Below are 24,243 nucleotides of genomic sequence, written 5' to 3'. Positions count from 1 at the left end.
ACCGCGCTGCGCACCGCACCGAGATCCCACGTCACCTAAGGAGTGCTCATGCACCTCACCCCCTCTCAGCAGCAGGCAATATCCACCGTCAACCAGCACCTCCTCCTGGTCGCCTGCGCTGGTTCCGGCAAGACCGAGGTCGTCGCGCAGCGCACTGTCGAGATCTTGAAACGTCCAGGTGTGCATCCGCGGAACGTCGTGGCCTTCACCTTCACGGACAAGGCGGCAGCCGAGCTCAAGGAGCGGATCGCGGCGCGGGTACGTCAGCAGCTCGGGGAGGTGCCCGGTCTCGCGGAGATGTACGTCGGCACCATGCATGGGTACGCACTGAGCCTGCTGCAGACCCACGTGCCGGAGACCTTCAAGTACGCGGTCCTCTCCGACGTACAGAACCGGCTGCTGATCGACCGCAACAGCACGCGCAGCGGTCTCACGTCGGTGCACGCCACCACCGCCACCAAGGGACGCCAGCCGCTGCGCAGGTACGTGCACTCGCGGCTTTACCAGCAGGTTCTGAGCATCCTGCGAGAGGATGAGGTGGATACCACCGAACTCCCCGAGGAGGTGAGCGGCGGCCTGAGCGCCTACCGCGAACTGCTCGCCGAGCACCGGTACTTCGACTTCACCGAGGTGCTGCGCCGTGCGGTGGAACTGCTCGAGGACGCGGAGGACGACGCGGTCGTCGGTGCCCGGCAGCACGTACGGGACACCGTGCGCTACGTGGTGGTCGACGAGTACCAGGACAGCAACCCGATCCAGGAGCGCCTGATCCAGGGACTCGCCCAGTTCGGCGCGAACCTGTGCGTGGTCGGCGACGACGACCAGACCATCTACCAGTGGCGCGGCAGCGCGGTCGACAACATCCTCACCTTCGCCGGCCGCTACCCCGACGTGGCCCGGGTCACCCTGGACGACAACTTCCGCTCCAGCCCGGCCATCGTGGACCTGGGCCGCTCGATTGCCGAGCACATCCCCGACGGCCACCGGCTGCCCAAGCAGATGACGGCCGCAGGCCATCAGCGCTTCGAGCGCGGGGACTTGCTCGCCGTGGACTTCACCACCCCGGACGACGAGGCGGCCTGGATCTGCGACCGGATCGCCGCGCTGCGAGGGACGCCGTTCACCGATTCCCCTGGCGCGGAGCCGCGCGGCATGAGCTGGTCCGACTGCGCGGTGCTCTTCCGTAGCGTGTCCGGGGATGCGGGTCAGCTGGTGGCCGAGCTGCGCCGGCGCGGAATCCCGTATGTGATCAAGGGGTTGGCTCGTCTGTTCGAGACTCCCGAGGTCAAGGCCGCGGTCAGCTGCTTCGAGTACGTCGCAGGTCGTGTCGAGGCGAGCGAGGTGGAGGAGGCCTGGCTGACGGCCGATGTTGGCCTGAGCGTGGACGACGTACGGCGGGGCATCAAGGTGCTTGACGACTGGCACACGCCGGACGGGACGGATGCGACGGACGAGTCGCGCCCCTGGGACACGTACAACCTGCAGCGCACCTACCTCGACTTCCTCGCCGAGACCGGGCTGCGCGAGGAGCGCGTCCCCTCATCCACCGATGCCGACCGCGGTGAGCTGGTCTTCTATAACCTGGGCCGGTTCAGCACCGCCATCAACGACTTCGAGCGCATCCAGTTCAAGAGCGAACCCGCGCAGAAGGCCGAGGACTTCGCGGCCTGGCTGACGTACCAGGCACCCACCTACTACGAGGAGAGCGCCGCCGACGCCGGCTACGCCCGCCCTGATGCCGTCGTCATCGCGACCGTCCATCAGGCCAAGGGCATGCAGTGGCCGGCCGTGTTCGTCCCCGCGCTGCGCCGCAACCGCTTCCCCGGCAAGCGCCACGGCGGCCTGAACGTCTTCCACGTCATTCCGCAGCAGGCCGTGGCGGACGCGGACCGCTACCGCGGCAGTGAGGAGGACGAGCGACGCCTGCTGTACGTGGCGGTCACCCGCGCCCAGAAGTACCTGGCCCTCTCCTTCTCGCCGGGTAAGGGCAACCTGTACGCCCGCAAGTCCGACTACTTCCTGGAAGCCACCCGCAACCCGTACGTCCTCACCACCGAACCGCCCGCCGCGGACATCGACCGGCTGCCGCCGCGGCCCAAGCAGGACACCCCGGACGTGGTGCTCAGCTTCAGCGAGCTCAAGTACCTCTTCGAGTGCCCCTACCAGTTCAAGCTCCGCTTCCTGTACGGCTTCGACAGCCCGCTGCAGAAGGAGCTCGGCTATGGCAAGTCTCTGCACGACGTCCTCGCCGAAGTCCATAAGCGGGCCATCGAGGGCGACTACGTAAGTAAGGACGAGGTGGAACAGCTCGTCGACCGCCACCTCAACACCCCGTTCGCCAACCCCGTACTGCACGAGCAGCTGCGCACGGCCGCCGTCGGCGCGATCCGCCGCTACCTGCGGGACAACCAGGCGACGCTGCACCTGAGCGAATACTCGGAGCAGCCGGTCGAGGTGCACGTCGCGCCCGGCGTCACCGTCAACGGCCGCATCGACCTGATCCGCCGGCTGGACACCGACGAGGTCTCGGTCGTCGACTTCAAGTCCAGCGAGCGCGCCCAGGCCGAGGACGTCACCCGCGACCAGCTCCACATCTATGCCCTCGGCTACCACGAACTCACCGGCGACCGCCCCGACCTCGTCGAAGTCGTCAACCTCGACCCCGGCTCCCAAAGCACCCGCGACCTCGTGAGCGACGACCTGCTCGCCTCCATCGGCACCAAGGTCGACGCCGCCGGCCAGGCCCTGCGCGACAACAACCTGCCCCGTCTGCGCACCTGGTGCACCACCTGCGCCACCTGCGACTTCGCGGCGATCTGCCGCGACAAGCCCTGACAAAGGGCTCCTCTGCCACTCATGAGCAGGAAAGGACTCACGCCATGCAGACCCGCCGCACGTTGCCACTGCTCGTGTTCGACCCAGACGGCCCCAAGGCGGGGCGTCTGGGAGAGGACAACGCATCATGGCGCACTCACCGCACCGCCGCTGGAAGGGCTGCCGCATCTGCAAGCCCCACAAGCTGCGCGGCACCGGCCGCTCGGCGAAGGACCCCGCATCGGTACGCCGCCGCCTTGGCACGTCGCGGCGCCTTCGCCGCAACAATCTCGGCGACCAGAACTGACCTTCCTGTCGCTCTAGCCCGGTGGGCGAGAGCGGCTCCCGCAGGCCCGGTGTGCTGTCCGAAGGGTGGCTTCGCCTCAGGGATGTCCAGCGTGCCAGGTAGCGTGTAAATGACTGTGCCATCGCCATGCACAGTGACCTCAACTGCTCGGGCTGCTAGCCCTCGACCGAGAAGCTGACGAAGAGCCGATGGATGACGACCTGGAGTGGGCGCGAACGAATGGGGAAGAAATCTCATCGTCAGGCCGTGATCGCAGCGGAGCAGGAGGCGGTCGACCACGCCTATGCATGCCTGGAGCGCACGCTGACCGAGGCTGTGAAGGACCGTGGCGCGGATGCTGCGGCGAGTGGCAAGGACTCGATCACCCTACGGGAGAGCTTCGACCGGAAGATCGAAGCGCTCGACCTCAGGGGTCGAGCGCTCGTCACCGCGCGGGCCGATGTCGTGGACGGGGATGAGCGCGAGAAGTTCTATATAGGGCGACGCGGGATCAACGATGCCGAGGGCAATCGCGTCGTCGTGCTCTGGTCCACTCCTGCCGCGATGAGATGGCAGGAGACGGACGAGCAGAATCCTGAGGAAGTTGGCCTTCTTCGCCGACTCACTTGCAGGTCACGAAAGGTGCAGAGCTACCTAGACGTCCATGGGACTGATCCTCAGTTCACGGCTGGTGAGGAAGCAACGTCTCTCGAAGACTCGGAGCCTGAGTGGCGAGATCCGCTCCTGGCGGAGCTGGACCGGGCCCGCGATGGCTCCATGCACGACATCGTCGAGACCATCCAGCGGGAACAGCTTCGCCTGGTCGGAGCCCGACCCTCCGGCGTGCTGGTAATCCAGGGTGGACCCGGCACGGGCAAGACCGCAGTCGGAGTACACCGGGTCACCTGGCTATTGCACAACGAGCACAACTCAGCCCAGGACATCTTGATCGTTGGCCCCAACCGGGGATTCCTCGAATATGTGGGCACGGCGCTCGACGAGCTTGGCGCCCGTGGCATGACCATGCTGGAGTTCCCCGCGCTCTGGGACGCAGCGAAGGCGAAGCACGATGAAGACGCGGTGGCGGTGCTGAAGTCGGATGCGCGAATAGCGGACGTACTCCGGAGAGCCGTTGACAACCGGCCCCGGACTGCGGTGGAACAACTCACGGTCATCATCGACGGGCCGGTCTTCATCTTCGAGCTCAACCGCCGTGAGGTAGTGGTGCCTGTAGAGGACATATCCGCCATCGCCGTCGCGGCGTTCACTCGGAAGAGCCCGTACCTGACTCGCCGTGAGGGCTGCATCCAGCGGATCGTCCAGCTGTTTACCGACGCGTACGTTGGCACCCTCCCCGGCCCAGCTGACGACAACTATTTTCCCCGGGTCGCGGCGCTCCGCGAGGTGCAGGAACTACTCAAAGAGATATGCCCCGCGCTGACGGGCCGGGAGGTCCTGTATGACCTCCTCGCTTCGCCCGAGGACCTGGAGGATGCTCTGAACGCGAAGGAAATCGACGGCGACGATCAAGTCGGCCGGGCGGTCGAGCACCTCCATTGCGCGAAGTATTGGGTCCCATCTGGGTGATCTCTTCGAGGGTGAGGGGTATCCGACGTCGACTGATCGGCGGTATTGCATCAACTCGATCTCGCTCAGGCTGGTTCCGGGCGGGGAGTGACTCCGGTGCCTTCCTTCGGCGCATCCTGATCCGGCTCGGCCATCCTTCGGATGATGCAGGGCGGGATCGCCGTGTTCTGGGCGGCGTGTTCGGCGGTGTGGCGTTCGCGGAGGAGGGTGACCAGGACGCGGGCGGGAAGGCGGGGGCTTTGGGTGGCGGCCCAGCGGACGGAGCGGTTGGGGTCGTCGAGGAGGCGGATCGCGCCCAGGCGGCTCAGGCGGGGGTCGTCGGCGGCGCGGAAGCGGACCTCGTGGTGCGGGTCGTGGGTGAAGCGTTCGACGAGTTCGGGGGTGGAGTCCGGATCGTCCAGGGCGAGTTGGCGCAGTCGGGGGTTGGGGTCGTCGGCGTACTTGAGGAGGTCGGTGCGGGGGAAGTTGGGGTGGGTGCGGGGGCGGCCGGGGGAGGAGAGGCTGCCGTTCCACCAGTGCCAGACCTGGAGCAGCATCCAGGGTGGGGCGTCGTCGCAGGACTCGGCGAGGAAGAGGTGGACGACGCGGTCCTTGTCGTGGGCGAGTCGGTCGACGACGTCCGGCGGGAGGTGGCGGGCGCGGGCGGCGGAGCGGCGGATGAGGGGGTGGGGGGAGGCGGAGAGTCGGCGCATGGCTTCGGGGTCGTCGTGGAGGGCGTGGACCCACGGGAGGGTGTGGTAGTGGCCCGATGGGTCGAAGTCGTAGGAGATGGTGGCCCGTTGGGCCTCGGAGATGTCCGGGCGCAGCGCGAGGGTGCTCCGGACGGACGGTTTGGGGTCCTCGGCCAGTACGGCGATCAGGGCCGGGGTCAGGTGGAGGTTGTCGGCGAGGGCGCGGCGCAGGGCGGCGTCCGGGTGCCGGGACAGGTGGCGGGCCAGTTCCGGTTCGAGGACGGAGTCGGTGACGATGCGGGCGGCGTCGCCGAGGTCGCCGCTCTCGAACACGGCGAGCGGGACCGGGTGTTCGCGGTGGTGCAGCCGGCGGGCGGCGGCGCGGACGCCGGAGTCGGCGTCGGTGAAGAGCGCGCGGCGCTCGTCGGCGTCGAGGTCCGGCCAGGCGGCTGCGCAGGCACGCTGCCGGACATGAGGCTCGGGGTCGGTGACGAGGGCGCGGGCCAAGGCAGTCGGCAAGCCGGTCAGTGAGGCGGTCTCGGCACGGACGCGCGGGACGGGATCGGCGGCGAGGCGCTCGTAGGCGGCGGAGGTGAACGTCGCGCGGTAATCGACGGCGACGCTGACCAGGACCCAGCGGCGGCGGTCGCCTTCCTCGGCGAGGACGAGGCGGCTCCACTGCTCGGGGGTCAGCTGGTTGGAGCCGGTGTCGACCACGCCGCTGCGCATCTTCCAGTCCGGGTGGACGAGCAGCTGGTCGATCAGGTCGGCGGGCAGTTGGCGGCCGTAGAACCTCTGGGTGCGTATGACGAGGTCGAGCTTGAGGTCGTCGGGCAGAGCGGCGTTGTACGGGAGCCCGACCTCCCACCGCTCCCGTGTCCGCGGCGAAATCCGGGGCCTGCCGAACAGCCCGTCCCAGGCCGCCTCCCGCTCCTCCTCGCTCTCCTCCCGCGCCAGTCCCAGAGCCCGTTGTTCCCGGTACGCAGGGACATCCTCGACCATGATCAGCCAGATCTCGTACTCCTCCGTGGTGACGCCGATCAGCCTCTTCCCGTCAGGGGAGATCGTCATGAACTCAGGGTTGCGGGGCTGGTTCCGCAGGACGTCCGCGAGCCGCCACTGTTCCCCGAGCCGGACGCGGAACCAGCCGCCGTCCCCCAACGTGACCAGGAAACCCCCGTCCTCGCCGAACAGTCCGTGCGCGGTGGCAAGGCGGAACCATTCCGCGTCGGTGTCGGCGAACGGCTCGGCGACGTCCAGCCGAACGACGGAGGTGGGCACAGTGTCTCCGGCTGCGATCGGCCGCAGCGCAGCATAGGTGGGGAGGACGTTGAAGCCGGCGCCCCAGCCGCCCGCGTACTCCAGGCCCGCCTCGGCGAGAATCGCGTCGGCCCTTTCCCGTGGTGTGATGTAGCGGTCGGCGTCCCGAGAGTCATTCATGACGTCGATTCTGGGAACGGGCGAGCACCCCGAACAAGCTTGCTGGGCTGTGCCGTTCGTCCTAGGTAAGGACACCCTTGATCTGTCATGATGGGTGTGCCATCACTTCTGGGGCTGCCCGCAGAGCATCAAGCCGGAGGCTGGGGTCCAACTCCTGGGAACGCATTGCGGCGCGACCGGTTTCACGCGCTGAGCGGCGACTGGCGCACGGGGCGTCGAGGCCGCTGCCGTCGACTCCGCGCAGCTCGTCCACTCCGAGCTCGTCGGCAACTCGGTGCGTGCCTGCGGGGAGCATGTACCGGCTGGTCGTGGAGGTGTACGTAACTTCGTACGGCATCGCGGTGAACGTGCACGCCCCAGACCCCGGCGCGCTGCCCCGGCGCCGAGCGGTAGCACTCGACAGCGCGGAAGCGGAAGCCGGACGAGGGCTCGGCCTGGTCGATCTGCTCGCGCCCGGCTGGCACGTGTGCCGGTCGGCGATCGGGAAGCAGGTGCGGTGCAGGGTTCCCATCGACCCGCCGTGCGGCTGACAGGCACTGCCCACGGGGCGAGAGCGACGCGGAGTGAGATCCGGTCCGGAAGTGCACCGCCTTCTCGGGGCGGCATCGCCACCGGACAGGTCCCAACGCGCTGAGCACGCGCCCTGCTTCAAGCTGATCGGCAACGGAGCTCGGTTTGTACTCTCTGACCCCCACCCCAGCGGGTCACCGGTTAGCGTGGCCCAGTGACCGACGACTTGATCGCTGATGCTGTCGCCTTCGCCGAGAGCGCCAACCCGAGATGCATGCTCGGTCTTGCCGGAGCGCCTGCCGCTGGCAAGAGCACGCTTGCGAAAGGTCTTGTGGCTGGCGTCAACGAGCGGCTGGGGGAGAACGCCGCGGCGTATCTGCCCATGGACGGCTTCCATCTGTCCAATCGGCAGCTGGACCGCCTAGGCCTGCGCAGCCGTAAGGGTTCCCCGCCCAGCTTCGACATCCATGGCTATCTGGCGCTGCTGCGCAGGGTCCTGACGGAATCGGACCACGCCGTGTACGTCCCGGACTACGACCGTGCCCTGCATGAAGCCGTCGCAGCGGGCCTGGTGGTCCTGCCGGAGACCAAGCTGGTCATCACCGAGGGCAACTACCTGGCGAGCGACGAGCCCGTCTGGCGTGATATCCGGTCCGTGCTTCACGAGTTGTGGTACGTCGATGCTCCTGATGCCGTACGTGAGGCACGCCTCGCGGCACGACAAGTCGCCGCCGGGAAGTCGCCTGAACAGGCTCAGGCCTGGGTCGTGAGCAACGACCGACCCAATGGCGAACTAGTAAAGGAATCCCGTCGGCGTTGCTCGCGAGTGGTCAGATCCGGCCCGTACTAGGTAGAGGAGCGCTGTCCTCCATCCAGGTCCTGGTCCCAAAAGCCGCACAGGCCCGTGACGCCACCGCGCCGGCTTCCTGCAGCGCGGCTTGCAGACAGGTCGCGGAGGGGTGGCGTGTGCCGCGCAGGTGGTAGGCCAGTGCGCCGTGCAGGATGTCGCCCGCCCCCAACGTGTCCATCACCTCGGCCTTGGGTACGTCGGTGGAGCCGCTGCCGCCCGTCCCGGTCCACTCGATGGGGTCGGGGCCGTGACTGATCGCCGCCCATTGCACGCCCGCAGCCTGCAAGTACTCCAACACGTCCTGCGGAGACATGGTGCCCGGCGGATGGAAGTTCGCCGAGCACAGGGCCACATCGATGAACGGCAGCAGCTGCTCGGTGCCGGGCTTCCAACTCCCGCCGTCGAACACGGTCAGGATGTCGGCGCTCCGCGCTTCCTTGGCCACGCGGACGGCGAGATCCATGTGGTGCCCGTCGAACTCGACAACCTCGATGCCGTCAAGGAGCGCTGAGAGCACCGACGGTGCTTCGAGCTTCGCGCCGATCGCGTTCACCGAGGACACTGCCCGGTCTCCTGTTGCCGCCGTGACAAGGATGCTCGAGACCGTGGGCGGCTCCGCGCGGTGCGGGGACAGGTCCACGATCCGTACGCCCAGAGAGTCTAGGTCCCCGGTGATGCCCGCGGTCAGCGCATGCTGTCCCAGCCCAGTCAGCAACGTGGCCTCGCCCCCAAGGTGGCTGAAGGTGGCGGCGGCGTTAGCGGCCGGCCCGCCGGCTGCGACCGTCTGGCGCGTAGCAACGATCTTCTCGTTGGAGGCCGGGATGTGATCCACCAGCTGGATCACATCCAGCGTGCACAGCCCGACGAACAGACCTTTAGGGGGTGTTGCCGTTAGTGGCACTGGTCAGTACCTCTTTCAGTCTCGGCGTCCGGTCCGTGTAGGAGCCCACTGCCACGACCGCCACGAAGTCCTGATCGTGCGGGACCTGCTTGGCGAGCGCGGGCCAGATACCAGCCCGCGTCTGTGGTTCCCACGGGACCGAGACCGGCAACCAACATCCAGCGCCGCTCGGGTGCGTCGTCTCGATCCGGTGCATGGTGGAGTATGACTCCGTATTGCCGTTGGTCCGTCGACCGGTACTCATGCCCATTGCGCAGTCTTACGTACTCCGAGCCCTGGTCGTCCTCCACGACGCTGAACAACGGGTTGGGCGCGTCGTGCAGATAGAGGTGGGTGCAGTCGTTGCTCGTCAGCCCGAAGCTGATGAAGCTGCGGTCGCAGTCCTCGAGGATCTTCCCGTCGGCCAGCATGACGTTGGGGGAGTCGGCGTTGCTGTCGAAGAGGCTGGAGACGTAGAGCAGTGACTGGATGTCGTTGGAGGCCACCAGGCTGGGTACGTCGATCCGGTGCACGGCCATCCCCGTGAATCGCGACTGTGGCCGCTGATAGATGAGCTGCTGGTTGTGCGAGGAGAGCGTCTCTCTGACGTCCTCGTGCAGCACGAAGTCCGGGTAGACCAGCGTCGTTTCCTGGTGCACGAGTTCGTCGCCGAAGAAACGCACACGACTGCGGCTGACCGCACGACTTTGGGCCACGACCAGCAGGTCAAGGATGCGGCGAAGACGAACCAGGGGGCCACGCCGACCAAGAGATCTTGTAGTGGTTCTTTGGTTTGTACCGATGCGACGTAGAGGACGGCCGCGATCGCCAGACCCGTTAGATCCAGAATGGCTCTGGGATTCCGTGATCTACGCACGCTTCTTGTCGCCCCCGACCGGCCCTGCTAGCGGCTGTAAGGGGAACACAATCTGATAGAACTCCCGTGCGCTGCAAGGCTGTTCACGGATCACGCCGTGTATGGCCAGTGGAGTCGCATTTCGCGAGACGCATATGGCGCTGCGCCACCTGGCCCCGTAACCCCTCACTCCGCGCCAGCAAACCCAGACCCACTGGCCCCGCCTCGCCAGCACCAGGCATAGCTGCCGCTCGTGGGGTGTGCGGAGTGGGAGGGAAAGATCCTCCACCAGATGCCGGTCCACGGAGCCTGAAGCTCAGTTGGACTGTGACCGGCCATGCCGTGCGGAACGCATCGTGTGACAGCGACCAGGCGCGCGGCTGGTGCGGAGCACGGCCGCGAAGGTCGCCAGCAGCAACTCGTGGGTTTGACCGTCAGATTGGAGTGTGCCCAGGCCAGCCGACCGGTACGGCGGTCACGAGCAGTACAGCCACGACGATCTGAGCACCCCACTGCAGGGGCAAAGCGGCCCAGCCGCGTACCGCATGCGCGGAAGGTCGAACACGGTCATGCGTCCGGATGCGAGCGACGTGAGGAACAGGCTACCGCCCGCCCAGCTGGGCGGGCGGTATCTCGGTGCATGCTCCGACCTCGCAGCAAGTGCCCCCACGTGAGAGACGCGCTGTTGGGTGTCAGCGTGCCAGGTGTTCGCGACCACCTCGTCCGCAGCTTCCATGCGATCAAGGGCCCTCTGGAGCTATCCCTCGCTCCGCGGCCAACTCCCCATGCTCTTGCGAATTGGCCAGCAAGTTCGTTCGCGAGGGAGATTCAGTAGGCCCATGCCGACCGCCCGTGAGGGCTGTCGGCAGGCGTGATATTCGGCCATCAGCGATGCTGTGGCGAGGTGGCTGTCACTAAGTCGTGACGGTCGGTTGCGACCGACTCTGCCCGGCTTGTGTCCTTGTGTGCTCACTTGCACCTGCAATGAACACGTGCAAGTTGTCAGTGCCCGTGGCTACAGTGAAACCTGACGCTTTGGCTAACGGGGAGGATGCTGTGGCGGACGACGTTCCGATCAACGCGGGTTTGGCAGGGGCAATGGGCGGAGGGCTTTCCTTCGCTGCTTCGGCTGTCGGTGACGTCATGACCGAGCTGACGTCCTTCACGAAGTTCCGCGACCGTATCGATGAGTTGCTCCGTGAACTGAAGGAGTCCCCTGCCGACCCGAAGCAAGTGGGTCAGGACGCCATGACACGGACGAACTTCGGCGGCGGTGGCGACGGTTGGGTCGGAGCCAGCGGCCTGTTCGGTTCGTACCAGACGGTGATTACCGAGTTGGAACAGCTCTCCAAGCTGATGTCGGACTCCATCGAGGGCATGAGCATCGCGGTGATGGCCTCGCACAAGGGCTACGAGAACGTCGAGGCCGAGGTCCGGGAACGGATGCTCGCGATCGGCCGGAATGCGACCAAGCATTACGGCGGCGCATACGAGCCGGGCGTGTCCGATGCCGGTGCAGGAACGGGCCAGCCGGGCGGCGACACGGCAGGTGCCTCGGGTCTGGCCTGACCGCACGATCGGTCCAGCGTGGGTGTGGCGCGGACCGCGTGGAGCATGACATCGCCCGCAGCACGCGGGCGATGCGCAACACGGAGATCACGGATTTCACGGGGACTGAGGGAGGGCCAGCAGATGGCCGGCAAGGGGAGTGGCGGCTCAACGCCGTTCGAGGGCATGTCACATGAGGACATGCTGGCGTGGCTGGATCAGGCGAACAGCGGCACTGTGTCGGCCGCCGCGGCCAAGCTGCGGGCTGTCGCCGATGAGGTGAAGAAGGCCGCAGATGAGCTCAAGACGCGGCCGCAGTGGGTGCAGTGGAAGGGCGAGGGCGCCCAGGCATTCCGCGACTGGAGCGGCGACTTGGCCAACTCGGCACTGAGGCTGGCTGAATACGGTGGAGACGCGTCGCGCCGCCTGGACGAGGCGGCCGGGGCGATCGCCGAGGCGCAGGCAGCGATCCCGCGGGACCACAAGGCGGGCCAGACGCAAATGGCAGCCGCTCAGGCGAACGTGGACGCTGCGGATGCCAAGCCTAAGGACGCCAAGGCTGCGGCTGCGGGGAAGGATGCGGCGCGGGAGATCGAGGAGATCAAGGCGTACCGGGAGGGGCAGCGGCAGGAGGCCGCCCGGCAGATGCGGAAGCTCGAGCAGTCGTATCAGCAGTCTGCGGAGCGGATGGAAGGGCTGGAGCGGCCAGTGTTTCCGCCGCCGCCGAAGGCGGTGATGCCGCCTGCTGGAGACCGCAATGATTCCCTGGATGTGTCGCGTTCAGGTGCTGGGGACGGCGGGGTTGAGTCCGGTGGCGGCGTAGCTCCCTCCTCCAGAGGCGTTGCGCCTGATTCCGCAGGCGCCGTGGATAGCGGCGCCGGTTCTGCTGGTGGCGCGGGCGGCGGTACCGCGGCCGGAGGCTCGGGTGTGTCTGCCTCTCGGCCAGAAACTCCGGTGTCTACTGGGATCGACAGTGTGGGTGTGCTGCCGGAGTCGCCGACTGCTCCGGGGCCCGGGCCTACGCCCGGCGCTCCTCCTGCAGGAAGGCCGGACGGGGGCGGTGGCTTGCCACCAGGTTTGGTTCCGCCCAACTACGGCGGAGGCACACAGACGCCTCCTACTTCGACTGGTGGGCGAGCGCCAGTAAGCGGCCGTCCTCAGGGTCTGCCTGGTCAGGGCCGAACTGGATCGACGCCCATAGGGCGCCCACCGGAGCGGAGCGGGATTGTGGGCGGCCGCCCTGTCCCACCCTCCTCGGGCCGGCCCAGCGGAGGTATGCCGCGCGGCACAGTAGTGGGCACGGAGGGAACGCCGGGTCGCAGTGCTGCGAGGCCTAGTGCTCCTGTCGCTAGGGGCGTCACGGGACAAGGCGGTATGAGTGGCGGCCGTCGTGTGGCAGGAGAGAACGGCGGCATCGTGGGCGGCCGTCCGCAGCAGACAGGTGCCGGGGGTGTGGGGCGTCCCGCGCCTGTTGGCGGGTCCGGGCCCGTGCGCGGTAGCGGTTCGGGATCCGCCAGCCAGCGTGGTGCAGCGGGTGCCCGGCGTGGGGCTGGAGAGATCGGCGGCATCGTAGGCGGGCGGCCGAGGCAGCAGACAGGCGAGGTAAGCGGACGCTCCTTCACGCCGGGGGGAGCAGGGCTGGTCCGGGGTGCGAGCGGGTCCGGGGCCCAGGGCGGCGCGCCAATGGGGCGTGGCGGCGCGGCAGTGCCGTCAGGCACTCGGCCCTCGGGGTCACGCCGCGACGAGGACCAGGGGCTGCGTCCTGACTACCTCACCGAGGACGAGGAAACCTGGCAGCAGGGCACCCGACGTGTGGCGCCTCCGGTCATCGACTGACTTGCTCAGGTGTTGCAGAGATGTGTACGGCAATGAGGGAAGACTGATGTTCACCAGTAGTAGACGAAAAAGTCGCCGCCGCATCGTGTTCTCCGGCGCGGTAGCGCTGCTGCTGGTGGGCATCGCTACCGCACCCGCGCAGGCCGAGTCGATCCGCTCCCAGCAATGGCACCTCACGGCCATGAAGGCCGAGGAGGTGTGGGAGATCAGTACCGGCAAGGGGATTACCGTCGCAGTTGTCGACAGTGGGGTAGACCCCAACAACCCGGACTTGCGCGGACAGGTCCTGGACGGCAAAGACTTCACGTCCAAGGACGCGGGCAATGAGCACACCGACTACACCGGGCATGGCACAGGGATGGCCGGACTGATTGCCGGTACGGGGAGGAGCGGCGGGGGTGACGGGGCCTTCGGACTTGCCCCCGGCGTGAAGATCGTTCCGATCCGGGTGCATGCGGGAGGGAACGTCGCGGCCGATGGGGAGAAGGCGTTCAACAGACAGCTTGCTCTCTCGATCCGGTACGCGGTTGATCGTGGCATCAAAGTGATCAACATCTCCCAAGGGACAGCTAGCGGCTCACAGGTGTTGTCCGATGCCGTGAAGTACGCGCTGGACAAGGGAACACTGATTTTTGCCTCCGCAGGTAACGACGGAACAAGATTCGTGGAGTACCCCGCAGGCACGCCTGGAGTCGTCGGCGTCGGCGCGATCGGTGAGAATCTGCAGAAGACCGAAGAATCACAGGTGGGTCCTCAGGTCGACCTGTCGGCGCCCGGTGACGACGTCGTGCACGCATGCGGAGGCAAGACGGGTCTCTGTAAGTCGCACGGCACCAGTGACGCGACCGCTCTGGCCTCCGCCACCGCTGCTCTTATCTGGTCCAAGCACCCCGACTGGACCAACAACCAAGTCCTACGCGTAATGCTGAACACTGCAGGCAAGCCGACCAGCGGCAAGCAGCGCAACGACTATGTGGGCTACGGCGCCGTACGCCCTCTGGTGGCGCTGAAGACCCCTGGTGTCCCCGGTCCAGCCGACGAATATCCACTCCCGGACCTCGCGGCCGCAGCTCCCAAGGCCCCGTCCTCCGAGGCTTCCCAGCCTGCTGAGGGCAACGACGCCGGCAACAGTCAGGACAACAAGGAAACCAAGCCGGCTAGCTCTGCCTCCGACGATGACAGCAACACAGGGCTCTGGCTGGCCCTGGGAGTGGGCGCGGCAGCCGTCCTTGGTGCTGGGATCGCCGTCCCGCTCGTACGAGCCCGTCGTCGCCGGGAGCCTGTGCCTGCCTCCCCTGCCGTGCCGCCCGCGCCGTGGTCTGGGTATCAGCAACCGCCCATCTCGCAGGAGCAGTTCCGATCACACTCAGATGAATGGCGCCAGCCGTAGATTGGGCGAGGTGGATCACCCGGTTAGAGACCCGACGTACAACACTGCAGCCAAGACGAGGCAACGCTTGGTGAACAGTCCTAGCACTTCTATAAGTTGACCTGGCCCTTGGCCATCCATCGGTCCATACGGGGAAGGAGCCGAACGAATGGCTTGGGACGAGTGGAACCAACTGAAGGCTGATGCAGCAGAGCGACACTCTGCCCAGATGCAGCTCAATCAAGTAGCTCCCGTCGAGGGTCGCGGCGCTGCAGACCTGGTTGTGCGCGATGACGATTTGGGCAAGTTGGGCGCCATGGCGTACGACTTGCGCGAGCGTCTGAGAGTTGACTCTGACCACGCGAGGGCTAGTTCCTTCAGCGCCGGCATCGAGCTGCTGAACGACGGGTTGGAGGTCGGTACGGCTCTCACCGAACTGAACGATGCATGGAACTCCAAGGCGAGAACGCTTGTAGATGCATGCGGACACATCTCAAACCACCTCGACTACACCCGGGCGTTGAGCGCCAAGGAGGACGCCAAGGTTGCCACGTCAATTTCGGCTTCGCGGATCAATCAGTACTTTAAGTAGACCAAGCCACGGGGGCAAGAAATGCTCAGCATGCAGGAACTTTTGAACCTACGCCTGGGAAAGCTTAAGGCTGCCATCGACGACTGGGAGGAAGTCGCGCGTAGGTTGAAAGTCCTGACGAACGGAGAAGGCGGCAGCGTTGCCCTCAAGACGCGGGCCGAACAAGCATCTTGGGAAGGGGTGAACGCAACTGTATCGCGAAAGTTTGTCACTAAGACTGCATCGGAGTTTGACGATGCAGTCACGACCGCCCGGAGCATCCACGTCATTCTCCGCGATACGCATTCCGTATTCATCCGGCATCAAGATGAGCTGAGTCGCGCCATCTCTGATGCTACGAAAAACAACATCTATATCAATGACAAAGGGGGAGCGGAGCCGCCTTCGGCTCCTCCTGGTGTCGCGGGAGAAGGTAGCGACGCCGACAGGCCGACGAAGGAGCAACTTGCGGCTGCCGAGCGGAACATCGCCCGGATCTTGAAGGAAGCGGACGAGACTGACCGCATAGCATCGCGGGCGCTGCGCGCCCTCGCCAAGAATGAACACGACTTTGGAAAGACTTTCATGCAGGGGGTCGACGACGCGAATCTCCTGCAAGGTGAAGCCGATGCAAAGTACTGGGCCAAGAAAATTGCCGAGGGGAACGTCGACGACTGGAGCGACAAGGAACTTGAGCGCTTCAACGACGTGCTCGCTGCCCAGCACGATAACCCTGCGTTTGCAGAAAGGCTCACCACTGAGCTTGGGGCGACAGGCACCCTTAAGTTTTGGCAAGAGCTGGCGACGTCCGAGTTCCCTGGAGACGTGCGAGGGAAAATCCTGGCACACACCCAGGACAGCCTTGGCATGACGATCGCGACCGCCACCCACGCCAGCAGCCCGGAGATGGAATCCTGGAAGCGGGAGATGGTAGCTGCCGGTAGCACCAGGTTCCCCGGCAGTGGGATCCCCATGGTAGCGCCTTATGGTTTCCAAATTATGAGCAGCTTGATGGGGAAGGGCGAGTTCGATTCTGGGTTCCTTAAGAGTTACGGGAAGAAGCTCGTAGAGTTTGAGCGCTCGCGTGGGTTCGGTGTGCCCCCGTGGCATGGTGGAGAGAATTTGTCCTACCCTCCATCCGGCGAAGCCAATGACCCACTCGCCGGATTTCTAGAGGCCCTCGGCCACAACTCACAGGCTTCCCTGGAGTTTTTCAATGCCTCAACCGGAAAGGGCGAAGACGGCGCCCTGAAGGAACTAAGCAACTGGGACTATCTACTGTCAGGCGATCCATACCTTGGGGTATCGGGGGTCGGCGGCGGGGGCGACGCACGCGTTCCCCTTTGGGAAGATGGCAAGCCCATTGGCAAGGAGGCCCTGGGGCATGCCTTGGAATCAGCAGCTTATGGCGGCCCGTACGACAGTGATGGCCCGTTTCCGCCTCACTCGGCTGAGAGCTCTGCTTTCGTCTACCAGCTTGTGGACCACTTTGGTGGAAGTCCTGAACTACTCGAAAAGTCCGCCCTCCGTGAAAGTCTTGGAAACATCACTGCGGAGTACATGCGCGATGTGCAGGATGGCCTGAACGGTAAGAGTGAGATCAAGACGGTCGGTGAAAATGCGAACCTTGGGAGCCTGAATACCGGCGTACTGCGTGATTTTCTGGGCGGCGTAGGCACAGATCCTCGAGCCTATGGAGCCATCATCAATTCCCAACAAGCAGTTACCACCGAACTAATTCATGGCGCCTTGACCGACAAGGATATATCCGAAACGTTCCGTGAAGCTGCAGCTCGGAGCATGAGCTCTCCCGGCGGCGAGATAGCTGGAATTTTGGCCGAATCAAGAACCCAGGCTGTATTTGACGATCGAATTGCATCCGACAAGGAATTCAATGAAAGCGTCGTCAAGGAATCTGATAAATGGACTGGAAGGGTCATTAATGCAGCCGTCGGCTGGATTCCTGTCGTGGGGGATGTTGTCGGCTGGGGCGTTGAGGAGGCCAGTGAAGCCGCCGTGGAAAACTATTCGCGAGACTCCAGCGAAGATGCGAACAAGGAGCGGGAAGATTTCAGGCTCAAGCAGCTAGACAGTTCGGCGGAGGCTGTATATGACGCAGCTAAGAGTTCGGCAATACATGCAGGTATGAGTGAGGGGGAGGCGGATGTCATAGCATCGAGCGTACGGGACAACATGAGATACAACTATGATCTGAGCGTCTCGCTTGACCAAGGGCCGAATCAGCAACCAAACCTGAAAGAGGACCAGTAACCTATGGGACGCTCGAAGCGATGGGTCATGTGTATTGGCCTAGCCTTGTTTGTGATGGCAGCGGGAATTGCGGCATGGCGATTCTGGCCTGCTAGCGAGGTCCCTGTGGCTGTCCCGAACCGGGTATGCGATCGAGTTTTGCCGGGGGATGTTGTATCGAAGCTTCTGCCGGATAAAGGAAAAGAATTCCAGGAGTCTGTTTCGGGCGAGGTGGATTTCAATGAGGTGACGAATAAGCCACCCACGTGCCGCCTAAGCGCCGGGGGGCGGATTATTGCAGTGTCTTATGATCACTTCGCGGAATCAAAATTCACGTCGACTATTGAATCGGTGAAGGCCCGGATAGAGGAGAATACCAACGCGCCTGGCAGCACTGCGATCAGATTTGGTGATTCACGAGGGTATTCGTCCAGTCACGGAGCGGAGCTCATCATTGACTGCCCTAAGAGATTCTCCAGTGAATCTACACCTCGCCGAGGAATCATCAGAGTGACCGTTTACGAGGTGCCTCCCGTAACAACGACCGTTGCAGATAGAGGTAATTTCGGACGATTCGCCGCCCAGGTGATGCGCGCAGTCTCTAAGGATGTTGTGCAATGCAAGGGAGGCGCGGCTTTCCCAGACAGCCCTTCATGGTGATGCGGGATCAGCTTTAGCCATCAGCCCGTACTTGCCGTGGCGTTTACGTATCCGGGGCAGGGCGTTGTTGGGCAGATACCTCGATGCCCCGGACAGTACGATGAATCTTGGTTGTGAACTCCGAGTACCAGAAGCTTCGTCGCTCCATGAGTCTCTCCAAGTCGTGGGCAACCACGGCAGGTTGAGAAACCCTGATTGGTATCCAGTGCTTCGTCCTTGCTCAGGCTTGTCCCGCATTGATCACGGAACCGTGTTCTGGGCTGTCTGGTGGTGACGTGCTCAGCCGGTGGCTTGCGCGGTGTCCATTGATCGAGCGAAGACGGCGAGCGTGTGGAAGTCGTCCTCGCGCAGTCCGATTCGCGGGTTGACGTGGTGGAGAAGCCCGGGGCCCTTGTGGTGGGCGGCTACGTATCCGTCGTCGAGGTCGCTCTGCTCGTCGTCCACCCAGGCGAAGGGACGGCCGTTGGCGTAGTCCACTAGGGGGCCGGTCTTCCAGTGGATCCCGTCGGGGCGTTCTTGGAACAGGGCGTCGCCGAAGTCGACGAAGGGGAGTTCGGGAAGGTCGAGCACTGGGGCGATCCACCGGTTGGCTTCGTCCATCCACGTGGTGGCCCAGCACAGTTCGTAGTTGAGCCGGATCAGGGCTTGTCCGTGCTCGGGGTTGAGCCAAACCCGCAAGGGTCGCCGCCGGACCGAGAGTCCTGTGTGTTCGCTTGGGGTCCCGCTCTTCTGGGGCACTCTGAGTGTGGTGTAGCCGTCGGGACGTCTCTCGGGCTGGGCCGCGTAGGGGTTCAGCGGCCCGTCCACATCTAGGAACAGCAGTGGCCTGCTCATGAACCCTCCCTGCTCAATATCAACTGCGCTGTGGAATCGTAGTTGCGACAACGTATGGGCGGGCGTCTGATGTGATGATCCCGGTGTGGCTGGTGTGATCACGGCGTCGGGGCCGTCCTGGATATCCCCGTATACCGGGCTGAGCCCGCGCGAGTTCGCGAAGTTGGTGGCTGTGCTGCGGCGCAACGAGGCCAACACTGTCCGCCGGGGCCGGCCATGGAGCCTGCCCTTGGAGGACCGGCTGTTGCTGGTTGCGTCCTACTGGCGCACGAACTTGACGCTCCGCCAGCTCGCCCCGCTGTTCGGAGTCTCCAAGTCGGCTGCGGACCGCGTCATCAATCACCTCGGCCCACGGCTTGCGCTGCAGCCCCGCCAGCGGTTCCGCAAGGACACCGTGCTCATCGTTGACGGCACCCTCGTGCCCACCCGCGACCACACCATTGCCGAGCAGTCGAAGAACTACCGGTATTCAACCAACCACCAAGTGGTCATCGACGCAGATAGCCGCCTGGTCGTCATCATCGGCCGACCTCTGCCAGGCAATCGCAACGACTGCAAGGCGTGGGCGGAATCCGGTGCGAAAGCTGCCGTAGGGCAGACCATGACGATCGCCGATGGCGGCTACCCAGGCACCGGACTCGTCATGCCGCACCGCCGCCACAAGGGAGAAGCACTGCCCGACTGGAAAGAAGCGCACAACACGTCCCACAAACAGGTCCGCGCTCCCGTCGAGCACACCTTCGTTCGCATGAAGACCTGGAAGATCCTCCGAGACTGCCGCCTCAAAGGCGACGGAGTACACCACGCCATGCTCGGCGTCGCCCGCCTGCACAACCTCGCCCTCGCCGGATAGACGAACGGGTAGCCCCGTAACGACCTTGCCCCTCCCGACTCCAAGATCGTTACGGGACAAGTCTCAGTGTCGGAAGTGCCGTCATCCGAACATGCAGCCAATGCGTCGTGGAAGAGGTTCCTATCCGCAGTATCAGCGCGCCAGCACGAAGCGTGCCCAAGCTGCCCGTCTCCAGCGCTTGTCGACTACATGCCCATCCTGGCCTCGCTATCAGTTCTGGTCCCCCACCCCAATAAGGCCTGTCTGCACCAGAGGATTTCCTCGCCTCCGAGAGACGAAGACCCCCCGCCCCGCCGGCATGGCACGGGGGCGCACATTGCCCAGCAAGTCACCCTCGGTCGGATCGCCGGAGAGCACGACGCCCTGCGCGCCCAGCTCCTTCATGCGCTGCATGAAGGGCTCGTACGAGGAGCGGCTGGCGCCTGCCGAGTTGCGGGCAATGATGAAGCGGATGCCCACATCACGCGCGAACGGCAGGAGTTCCGTGAGCGGCGCGAGGGGGTTGCCGCTGGACGTCGACACCAGGTCGTAGTCATCGACGATGACGTACACCGTCGGACCGGTCCACCAGCTGCGTGCCCGTAGTTGCTCGACCGTGATGTCGGGCGATGGTGAGCGCCGTCGCATGAGATCGCCAAGGGCCTCCACGTGATGCTCCATGGCGTTGGACATCGGCACGTACTCGGCCAGGTGGGATGCCGGGGTGACGCCCAGGAGGGAGCGGCGGTTGTCGATGACGAAGAGCTTGCAGGAGTCGCCGTCGTAGCGATCGGTCAGCTGCTTGATGAGGAGGCGTAGCAGGTTGGACTTGCCAGCCTCGGTCTCACCGAAGACCAGGAAGAAGGGGTCCTGTTCGAAGTTGACGAAGACGGGTTCCAGGTTGTTTTCGTCGATGGCGAAGGAGACCCCCCGGTCTGGCTCTGCGAGGGCCGCCGGCAGGCTCTCGAGGGGCAACTCGCGTGGCAGGAGGCGAACCGTCGGTGCGCCGGGGGCGGTCCAGTGGCGGGCGACTTCCCGGCTCATGGCGGCTGTCGCCTCGGAGAGCTCATCGGCGGAGTGGATGCCGTCGATACGGGGGACCGCGGCCATGAAGTGCAGCGTCTCCGGGGTGAGACCGCGTCCGGGCACACCTGTGGGGACGTTCGCGGCGGCCTTGCGATCCAGTTCCGAGTCCATGATGTCGCCGAGTCGGAGCTCGAGGCGGTTCATCAGCAGGTCCTTGAGGTTGGCTCGGACCTCCATGGCGCGGGATGCGGTAAGGATCAGGTGGATGCCGTAGCCGAGGCCGCGCGCGGCCATCTCGTGGATGGCCGATTCCAGACCCTCGTACTCCGTACGGAAGTTGCCCCATCCGTCGATGACCAGGAAGACGTCACCCCACGGCTGGTCTGCTACGGAGATGTCTCCGCGTGCTCGCATCCGGCGGAAGGTGGCGATGGAGTCGATGCCGGAGCTGCGGAAGTATTCCTCGCGGCGGGTCATGATGCCGTACACCTCGGCGACCGTGCGGCGTACCCGCTCCGGGTCGAGGCGGGAAGCGACTCCGCCGACGTGCGGCAGGCCCGACACGGAAGACATACCGCCGCCGCCGAAGTCGAGTCCGTAGAACTGGACTTCGTGGGGTGTGTGGGTCAGGGAGAAGGCAGAGATGATCGTTCGGAGCAGCGCTGACTTGCCCGACTGTGGGCCGCCGATGATCTGCATATGGCCCGCGGCGCCGGAGAAGTCCCGGTACAGGGTGTCGCGCCGCTGTTCGTAGGGCTTGTCGACTACGCCGAGCGGTACGACGAGTCGGCCGGCGCCCTCATAGCCGGGCTGGGTCAGGCCGCGGTTCTGAACCCCGGCGAGACCAGGCAGCAGCCCGTCCAGCGGGGGCGGATTGTCCAGGGGAGGCAGCCATACCTGGTGTGCGGCCGGGCCCTGGCCTTCGAGCTGGCGGACGATGACATCAAGGACGGTGTCGGCCAGCGCGTCGTCTCCCGCTACACGCGGATCCGGCACAAGCGTCCGCGGGTCGGGCTGCTCGTAGCGCACCGGCACGGGGGCCGCGGTAAACGGCACTGGCTGGCGGTCCAGCGGTAGCGGGCCTTCCCCGGCCGCCGTTTGGGCAGTACTGGGGCGATGTGCCCCGGACACATAGGCCGCCTTGAAGCGGTCCATCTCGTCGGTTCCGTACTTCAGATAGCCCGAGCCGGGGACATTCGGCAGGTGGTAGGCGTCCGGCACGCCCAGGGCCGCCCGTGATTCGGTCTCAGAGAACGTACGCAGACCGATGCGGTACGAGAGGTACGTCTCCAGGCCGCGCAGCCGGCCCTCCTCCAGGCGCTGCGAGGCCAGCAAAAGGTGGACGCCCAGCGAGCGGCCGATGCGGCCGATTTGGACGAACATCTCGATGAAGTCGGGCTTGGCGGTCAGGAGTTCACTGAACTCGTCGATGACCAGCACGAGGGAGGGGATGGGCTCCAGGGCGGCACCGACTGAGCGAGCCTTCTCGTAGTCGTGGATGTTGGCATAGTTGCCTGCCTGGCGGAGCAGCTCCTGGCGGCGGTTGAGCTCGCCGCGAATCGAGTCCCCCATGCGGTCCACGAGCGTCAAATCGTCCGCAAGGTTGGTGATCACGGCGGCGACGTGCGGCATGTCCGCCATGCCGGCGAATGTAGCGCCGCCCTTGAAGTCCGCGAGGACGAAGTTGAGCGTCTCCGACGAGTGGGTGACGGCGAGGCCGAGTACAAGCGTGCGCAGCAGCTCGGACTTGCCGGATCCAGTGGCGCCAACGCACAGGCCGTGCGGCCCCATGCCCTCCTGCGCGGCTTCCTTCAGATCCAGCATTACCGCGGTGCCATCCTCGCCGACACCGATCGGCACCCGCAGGCGTTCGGTGCGGGAGCGCGGGCGCCAAGTGCGGCCGACGTCCACCGACTCCGCGTCCCCCAGATTGAGCAGGTCGGTGAACTCCAGATTGGCGAGCAGTGGCTCGTCGGAGTCACCACCCGAGGCCATGTACAGGGGGGCGAGTTGGAGTGCGAGGGCCTCGGCTCCCTCGTAGCTGAGGCGGTCCGGCGTCCCTTCATATGAGAGGCCACGACCGGACTCCAGGCGCAGCGAATCCTGGTGCACCACGACCGAGAGGCCGCCGACCGCACCGGTCAATCGACCCGGTACGACCTCGATGACCGTGACCCCCTGCAGGCCCTCGGCCGCGGCCAACGCCGAGAGCGGCGAGAGCGCTTCGCTGTCGAGTACGACGACGATGTGCGGCTGTTCCAGGAGGGGTTGGCCGCCGGCCTGAAAGCGAGGGCGGCCTTCGAGCTGCTCCTTGAGCAGCAGCTCCAAGTCCTGCGCACTCGTTGTGATCAGTCGGCGGCTGCCCGCTCCGTCGCTTCCCTCGGTCTGGACATGGGGCAGCCACTTGGCCCACTCCCAGTGCGGGGCTGTGTCGTGTCCGGCGGCGATGGCGACGACTAGGTCGTCGGGCGAGTGCAGCGACACGAGGGAGGCCACCATCGCCCGCGCGGACGAGCGGACGTGCTCCTCGTCGCCGCTAATGGTGAGGTGGTAGAAGGACCGCAACGAAATCGCCATGGGCAGTCGCTCGATTGTGCTGTGCGCGTTGAGGAACTGCTTCATGGCGCCCGCGGTGAGCGGCTCCAGCTCGTCCACCGGGGCGGTCTCGGGGGCAACGAGGGGGGTAGCGAGCTGCTGGCCGCCCAGGCCGATCCGCACCTGGGCGAAATCGCCGTCGCTGATCCGGCGCTCCCAGGTGCGGCTGCCCTCGGCGACCAGGGCCCACAGTTGTTCGGGAGCGGGATGCAGATAGAACTGTGCGTCGCGCTGGAGCCGAGCGGTTCGAAGAACAGTGCGACGAGTTTTCGCCAAGTACTTCAGGTAGTCGCGTCGTATATCGGCAAGTTCGCCTTGAGTGCCCCGTCGATAGCGGACAAGCATGGCAATGCCCATGCCGACCGTCGACGCGATCATCACCATGCCCATGATGCGCATGATCGGGTTCGGCGTCATGAAGAAGAAGACGACAGAACCGCCCATTCCCAGCATGGGAAGCAGCTGCATAAGCGCGCCCTCCTGTTGCCCTCTGGGCAACTCGGGCGGGGATTGCAACTGCACTGGCTCGACGGGCACCTCGGTGGGCAGAGCCCGCGGCGGCCGCTTGACGACGATCTGGCTCAAAGCTGACCCATCCCCCTCATGGACAGAAAGCCCCCGTCCGCACCCCCGTGGCGCCGACCCTGTCTGAGGCGGATCCTACTGGCGACCACTGACACCGTGGGCGGTAGGGTTACCCAACGTGCGTACGCACCCGCGAACTATCAATAGATTCGGGGGCATTCAAGGTAATTCGGAATGGCGGCGGACGTGCGAACGGGATAGGGGCGCGGCCCGCGACTTGAAGCACCGTGAGGGGGAGCAGTA

General features: G+C 65.3%; 15 protein-coding genes and 1 pseudogene. 11 read left to right on the top strand and 5 right to left on the bottom strand.

The genetic code is table 11. The annotated features are described in order from the left end of the window. Window positions 1–48: 48 nt before the first annotated feature. The 4 genes and pseudogenes from OG430_RS11000 to OG430_RS10985 form a co-directional block, all read left to right on the top strand. A complete protein-coding gene (locus OG430_RS11000; RefSeq protein ID WP_327352268.1) occupies window positions 49–2,835 on the top strand; it encodes an ATP-dependent helicase in 2,787 nt (928 codons plus the stop codon). A gap of 127 nt (window positions 2,836–2,962) precedes the next feature. After that, window positions 2,963–3,121 carry a hypothetical protein gene (locus OG430_RS10995; RefSeq protein ID WP_327352267.1) on the top strand — a complete coding sequence of 53 codons (159 nt, stop codon included), beginning with the start codon at window positions 2,963–2,965 and terminating at the stop codon, window positions 3,119–3,121. Between the two features lie 192 nt (window positions 3,122–3,313). Continuing rightward, entirely contained in the window at window positions 3,314–4,687 is a 1,374-nt protein-coding gene (locus OG430_RS10990; RefSeq protein ID WP_327352266.1) for a UvrD-helicase domain-containing protein, read from the top strand. Next, window positions 4,671–4,778, top strand: a pseudogene (locus tag OG430_RS10985) (peptide-methionine (R)-S-oxide reductase); the annotation flags it as partial. The gene OG430_RS10990 and the pseudogene OG430_RS10985, both read left to right, overlap by 17 nt. Here the strand turns inward: OG430_RS10985 and OG430_RS10980 are convergent. Next, the gene (locus OG430_RS10980; RefSeq protein ID WP_327352265.1) at window positions 4,753–6,798 is read right to left on the bottom strand and encodes a PE-PGRS family protein; all 2,046 of its coding nucleotides are present in this window, start codon (window positions 6,796–6,798) and stop codon (window positions 4,753–4,755) included. The pseudogene OG430_RS10985 and the gene OG430_RS10980 sit on opposite strands and share 26 nt — an antisense overlap. Window positions 6,799–7,076: 278 nt before the next feature. Here OG430_RS10980 and OG430_RS10975 point away from each other — a divergent pair, with 278 nt between their 5' ends. Together OG430_RS10975 and OG430_RS10970 are read left to right on the top strand one after the other, a co-directional pair. Next, the gene (locus tag OG430_RS10975) at window positions 7,077–7,328 is read left to right on the top strand and encodes a hypothetical protein (protein ID WP_327352264.1); all 252 of its coding nucleotides are present in this window, start codon (window positions 7,077–7,079) and stop codon (window positions 7,326–7,328) included. 194 nt (window positions 7,329–7,522) lie between these two features. After that, complete coding sequence (locus OG430_RS10970; protein ID WP_327352263.1) at window positions 7,523–8,158, top strand: nucleoside/nucleotide kinase family protein; 636 nt, start codon at window positions 7,523–7,525, stop codon at window positions 8,156–8,158. On the opposite strand, the gene OG430_RS10965 is transcribed toward OG430_RS10970, so the two are convergent. Then, the gene (locus OG430_RS10965) at window positions 8,139–9,059 is read right to left on the bottom strand and encodes a PfkB family carbohydrate kinase (RefSeq protein WP_327352262.1); all 921 of its coding nucleotides are present in this window, start codon (window positions 9,057–9,059) and stop codon (window positions 8,139–8,141) included. The two genes, OG430_RS10970 and OG430_RS10965, sit on opposite strands and share 20 nt — an antisense overlap. After that, window positions 9,050–9,754: a hypothetical protein gene (locus tag OG430_RS10960; RefSeq protein ID WP_327352261.1), complete on the bottom strand. Its 705-nt coding sequence runs from the start codon at window positions 9,752–9,754 to the stop codon at window positions 9,050–9,052. The genes OG430_RS10965 and OG430_RS10960 overlap by 10 nt, the downstream gene beginning before the upstream one ends. A gap of 1,196 nt (window positions 9,755–10,950) precedes the next feature. Between OG430_RS10960 and OG430_RS10955 the strand changes: the two genes are divergently transcribed. From OG430_RS10955 to OG430_RS10940, 4 genes are all read left to right on the top strand, one after another. Beyond that, window positions 10,951–11,463, top strand: a complete 513-nt coding sequence (locus OG430_RS10955; protein ID WP_327352260.1) for a hypothetical protein — start codon at window positions 10,951–10,953, stop codon at window positions 11,461–11,463. Between the two features lie 1,861 nt (window positions 11,464–13,324). Beyond that, complete coding sequence (gene mycP, locus OG430_RS10950) at window positions 13,325–14,668, top strand: type VII secretion-associated serine protease mycosin (RefSeq protein WP_327352259.1); 1,344 nt, start codon at window positions 13,325–13,327, stop codon at window positions 14,666–14,668. A 148-nt stretch (window positions 14,669–14,816) separates the two neighbouring features. Next, a complete protein-coding gene (locus OG430_RS10945) occupies window positions 14,817–15,239 on the top strand; it encodes a hypothetical protein (protein ID WP_327352258.1) in 423 nt (140 codons plus the stop codon). A gap of 21 nt (window positions 15,240–15,260) precedes the next feature. Next, the gene (locus OG430_RS10940) at window positions 15,261–17,489 is read left to right on the top strand and encodes a DUF6571 family protein (protein ID WP_327352257.1); all 2,229 of its coding nucleotides are present in this window, start codon (window positions 15,261–15,263) and stop codon (window positions 17,487–17,489) included. A 918-nt stretch (window positions 17,490–18,407) separates the two neighbouring features. Here the strand turns inward: OG430_RS10940 and OG430_RS10935 are convergent. Next, window positions 18,408–18,962, bottom strand: a complete 555-nt coding sequence (locus tag OG430_RS10935; protein WP_327352256.1) for a hypothetical protein — start codon at window positions 18,960–18,962, stop codon at window positions 18,408–18,410. An 85-nt stretch (window positions 18,963–19,047) separates the two neighbouring features. Here OG430_RS10935 and OG430_RS10930 point away from each other — a divergent pair, with 85 nt between their 5' ends. Then, window positions 19,048–19,815, top strand: a complete 768-nt coding sequence (locus OG430_RS10930; RefSeq protein WP_327352255.1) for a transposase — start codon at window positions 19,048–19,050, stop codon at window positions 19,813–19,815. Window positions 19,816–20,025: 210 nt separating this feature from the next. Here OG430_RS10930 and eccCa read toward each other — a convergent pair whose 3' ends face one another. Further along, window positions 20,026–24,000, bottom strand: coding sequence for a type VII secretion protein EccCa (gene eccCa, locus OG430_RS10925; protein ID WP_327352254.1), 3,975 nt, complete (start codon window positions 23,998–24,000; stop codon window positions 20,026–20,028). Window positions 24,001–24,243: the final 243 nt, after the last annotated feature.

This window comes from Streptomyces sp. NBC_01304, assembly GCF_035975855.1.
In the GTDB taxonomy this organism is placed as follows: Bacteria; Actinomycetota; Actinomycetes; order Streptomycetales; family Streptomycetaceae; genus Streptomyces.
The sequence above is the reverse complement of the archived record's forward strand: the minus strand, read 5'-3'. Positions and strand labels throughout refer to the sequence as shown.

Bases quoted from the DNA above. Each gene is read 5' to 3' on its own strand.
- OG430_RS11000 (WP_327352268.1), top strand. From the start codon at position 49: ATGCACCTCACCCCCTCTCAGCAGCAGGCAATATCCACCGTCAACCAG.
- OG430_RS10995 (WP_327352267.1), top strand. From the start codon at position 2,963: ATGGCGCACTCACCGCACCGCCGCTGGAAGGGCTGCCGCATCTGCAAG.
- OG430_RS10990 (WP_327352266.1), top strand. From the start codon at position 3,314: ATGACGACCTGGAGTGGGCGCGAACGAATGGGGAAGAAATCTCATCGT.
- OG430_RS10980 (WP_327352265.1), bottom strand. From the start codon at position 6,798: ATGAATGACTCTCGGGACGCCGACCGCTACATCACACCACGGGAAAGG.
- mycP (WP_327352259.1), top strand. From the start codon at position 13,325: ATGTTCACCAGTAGTAGACGAAAAAGTCGCCGCCGCATCGTGTTCTCC.
- OG430_RS10945 (WP_327352258.1), top strand. From the start codon at position 14,817: ATGGCTTGGGACGAGTGGAACCAACTGAAGGCTGATGCAGCAGAGCGA.
- OG430_RS10940 (WP_327352257.1), top strand. From the start codon at position 15,261: ATGCTCAGCATGCAGGAACTTTTGAACCTACGCCTGGGAAAGCTTAAG.
- OG430_RS10935 (WP_327352256.1), bottom strand. From the start codon at position 18,962: ATGAGCAGGCCACTGCTGTTCCTAGATGTGGACGGGCCGCTGAACCCC.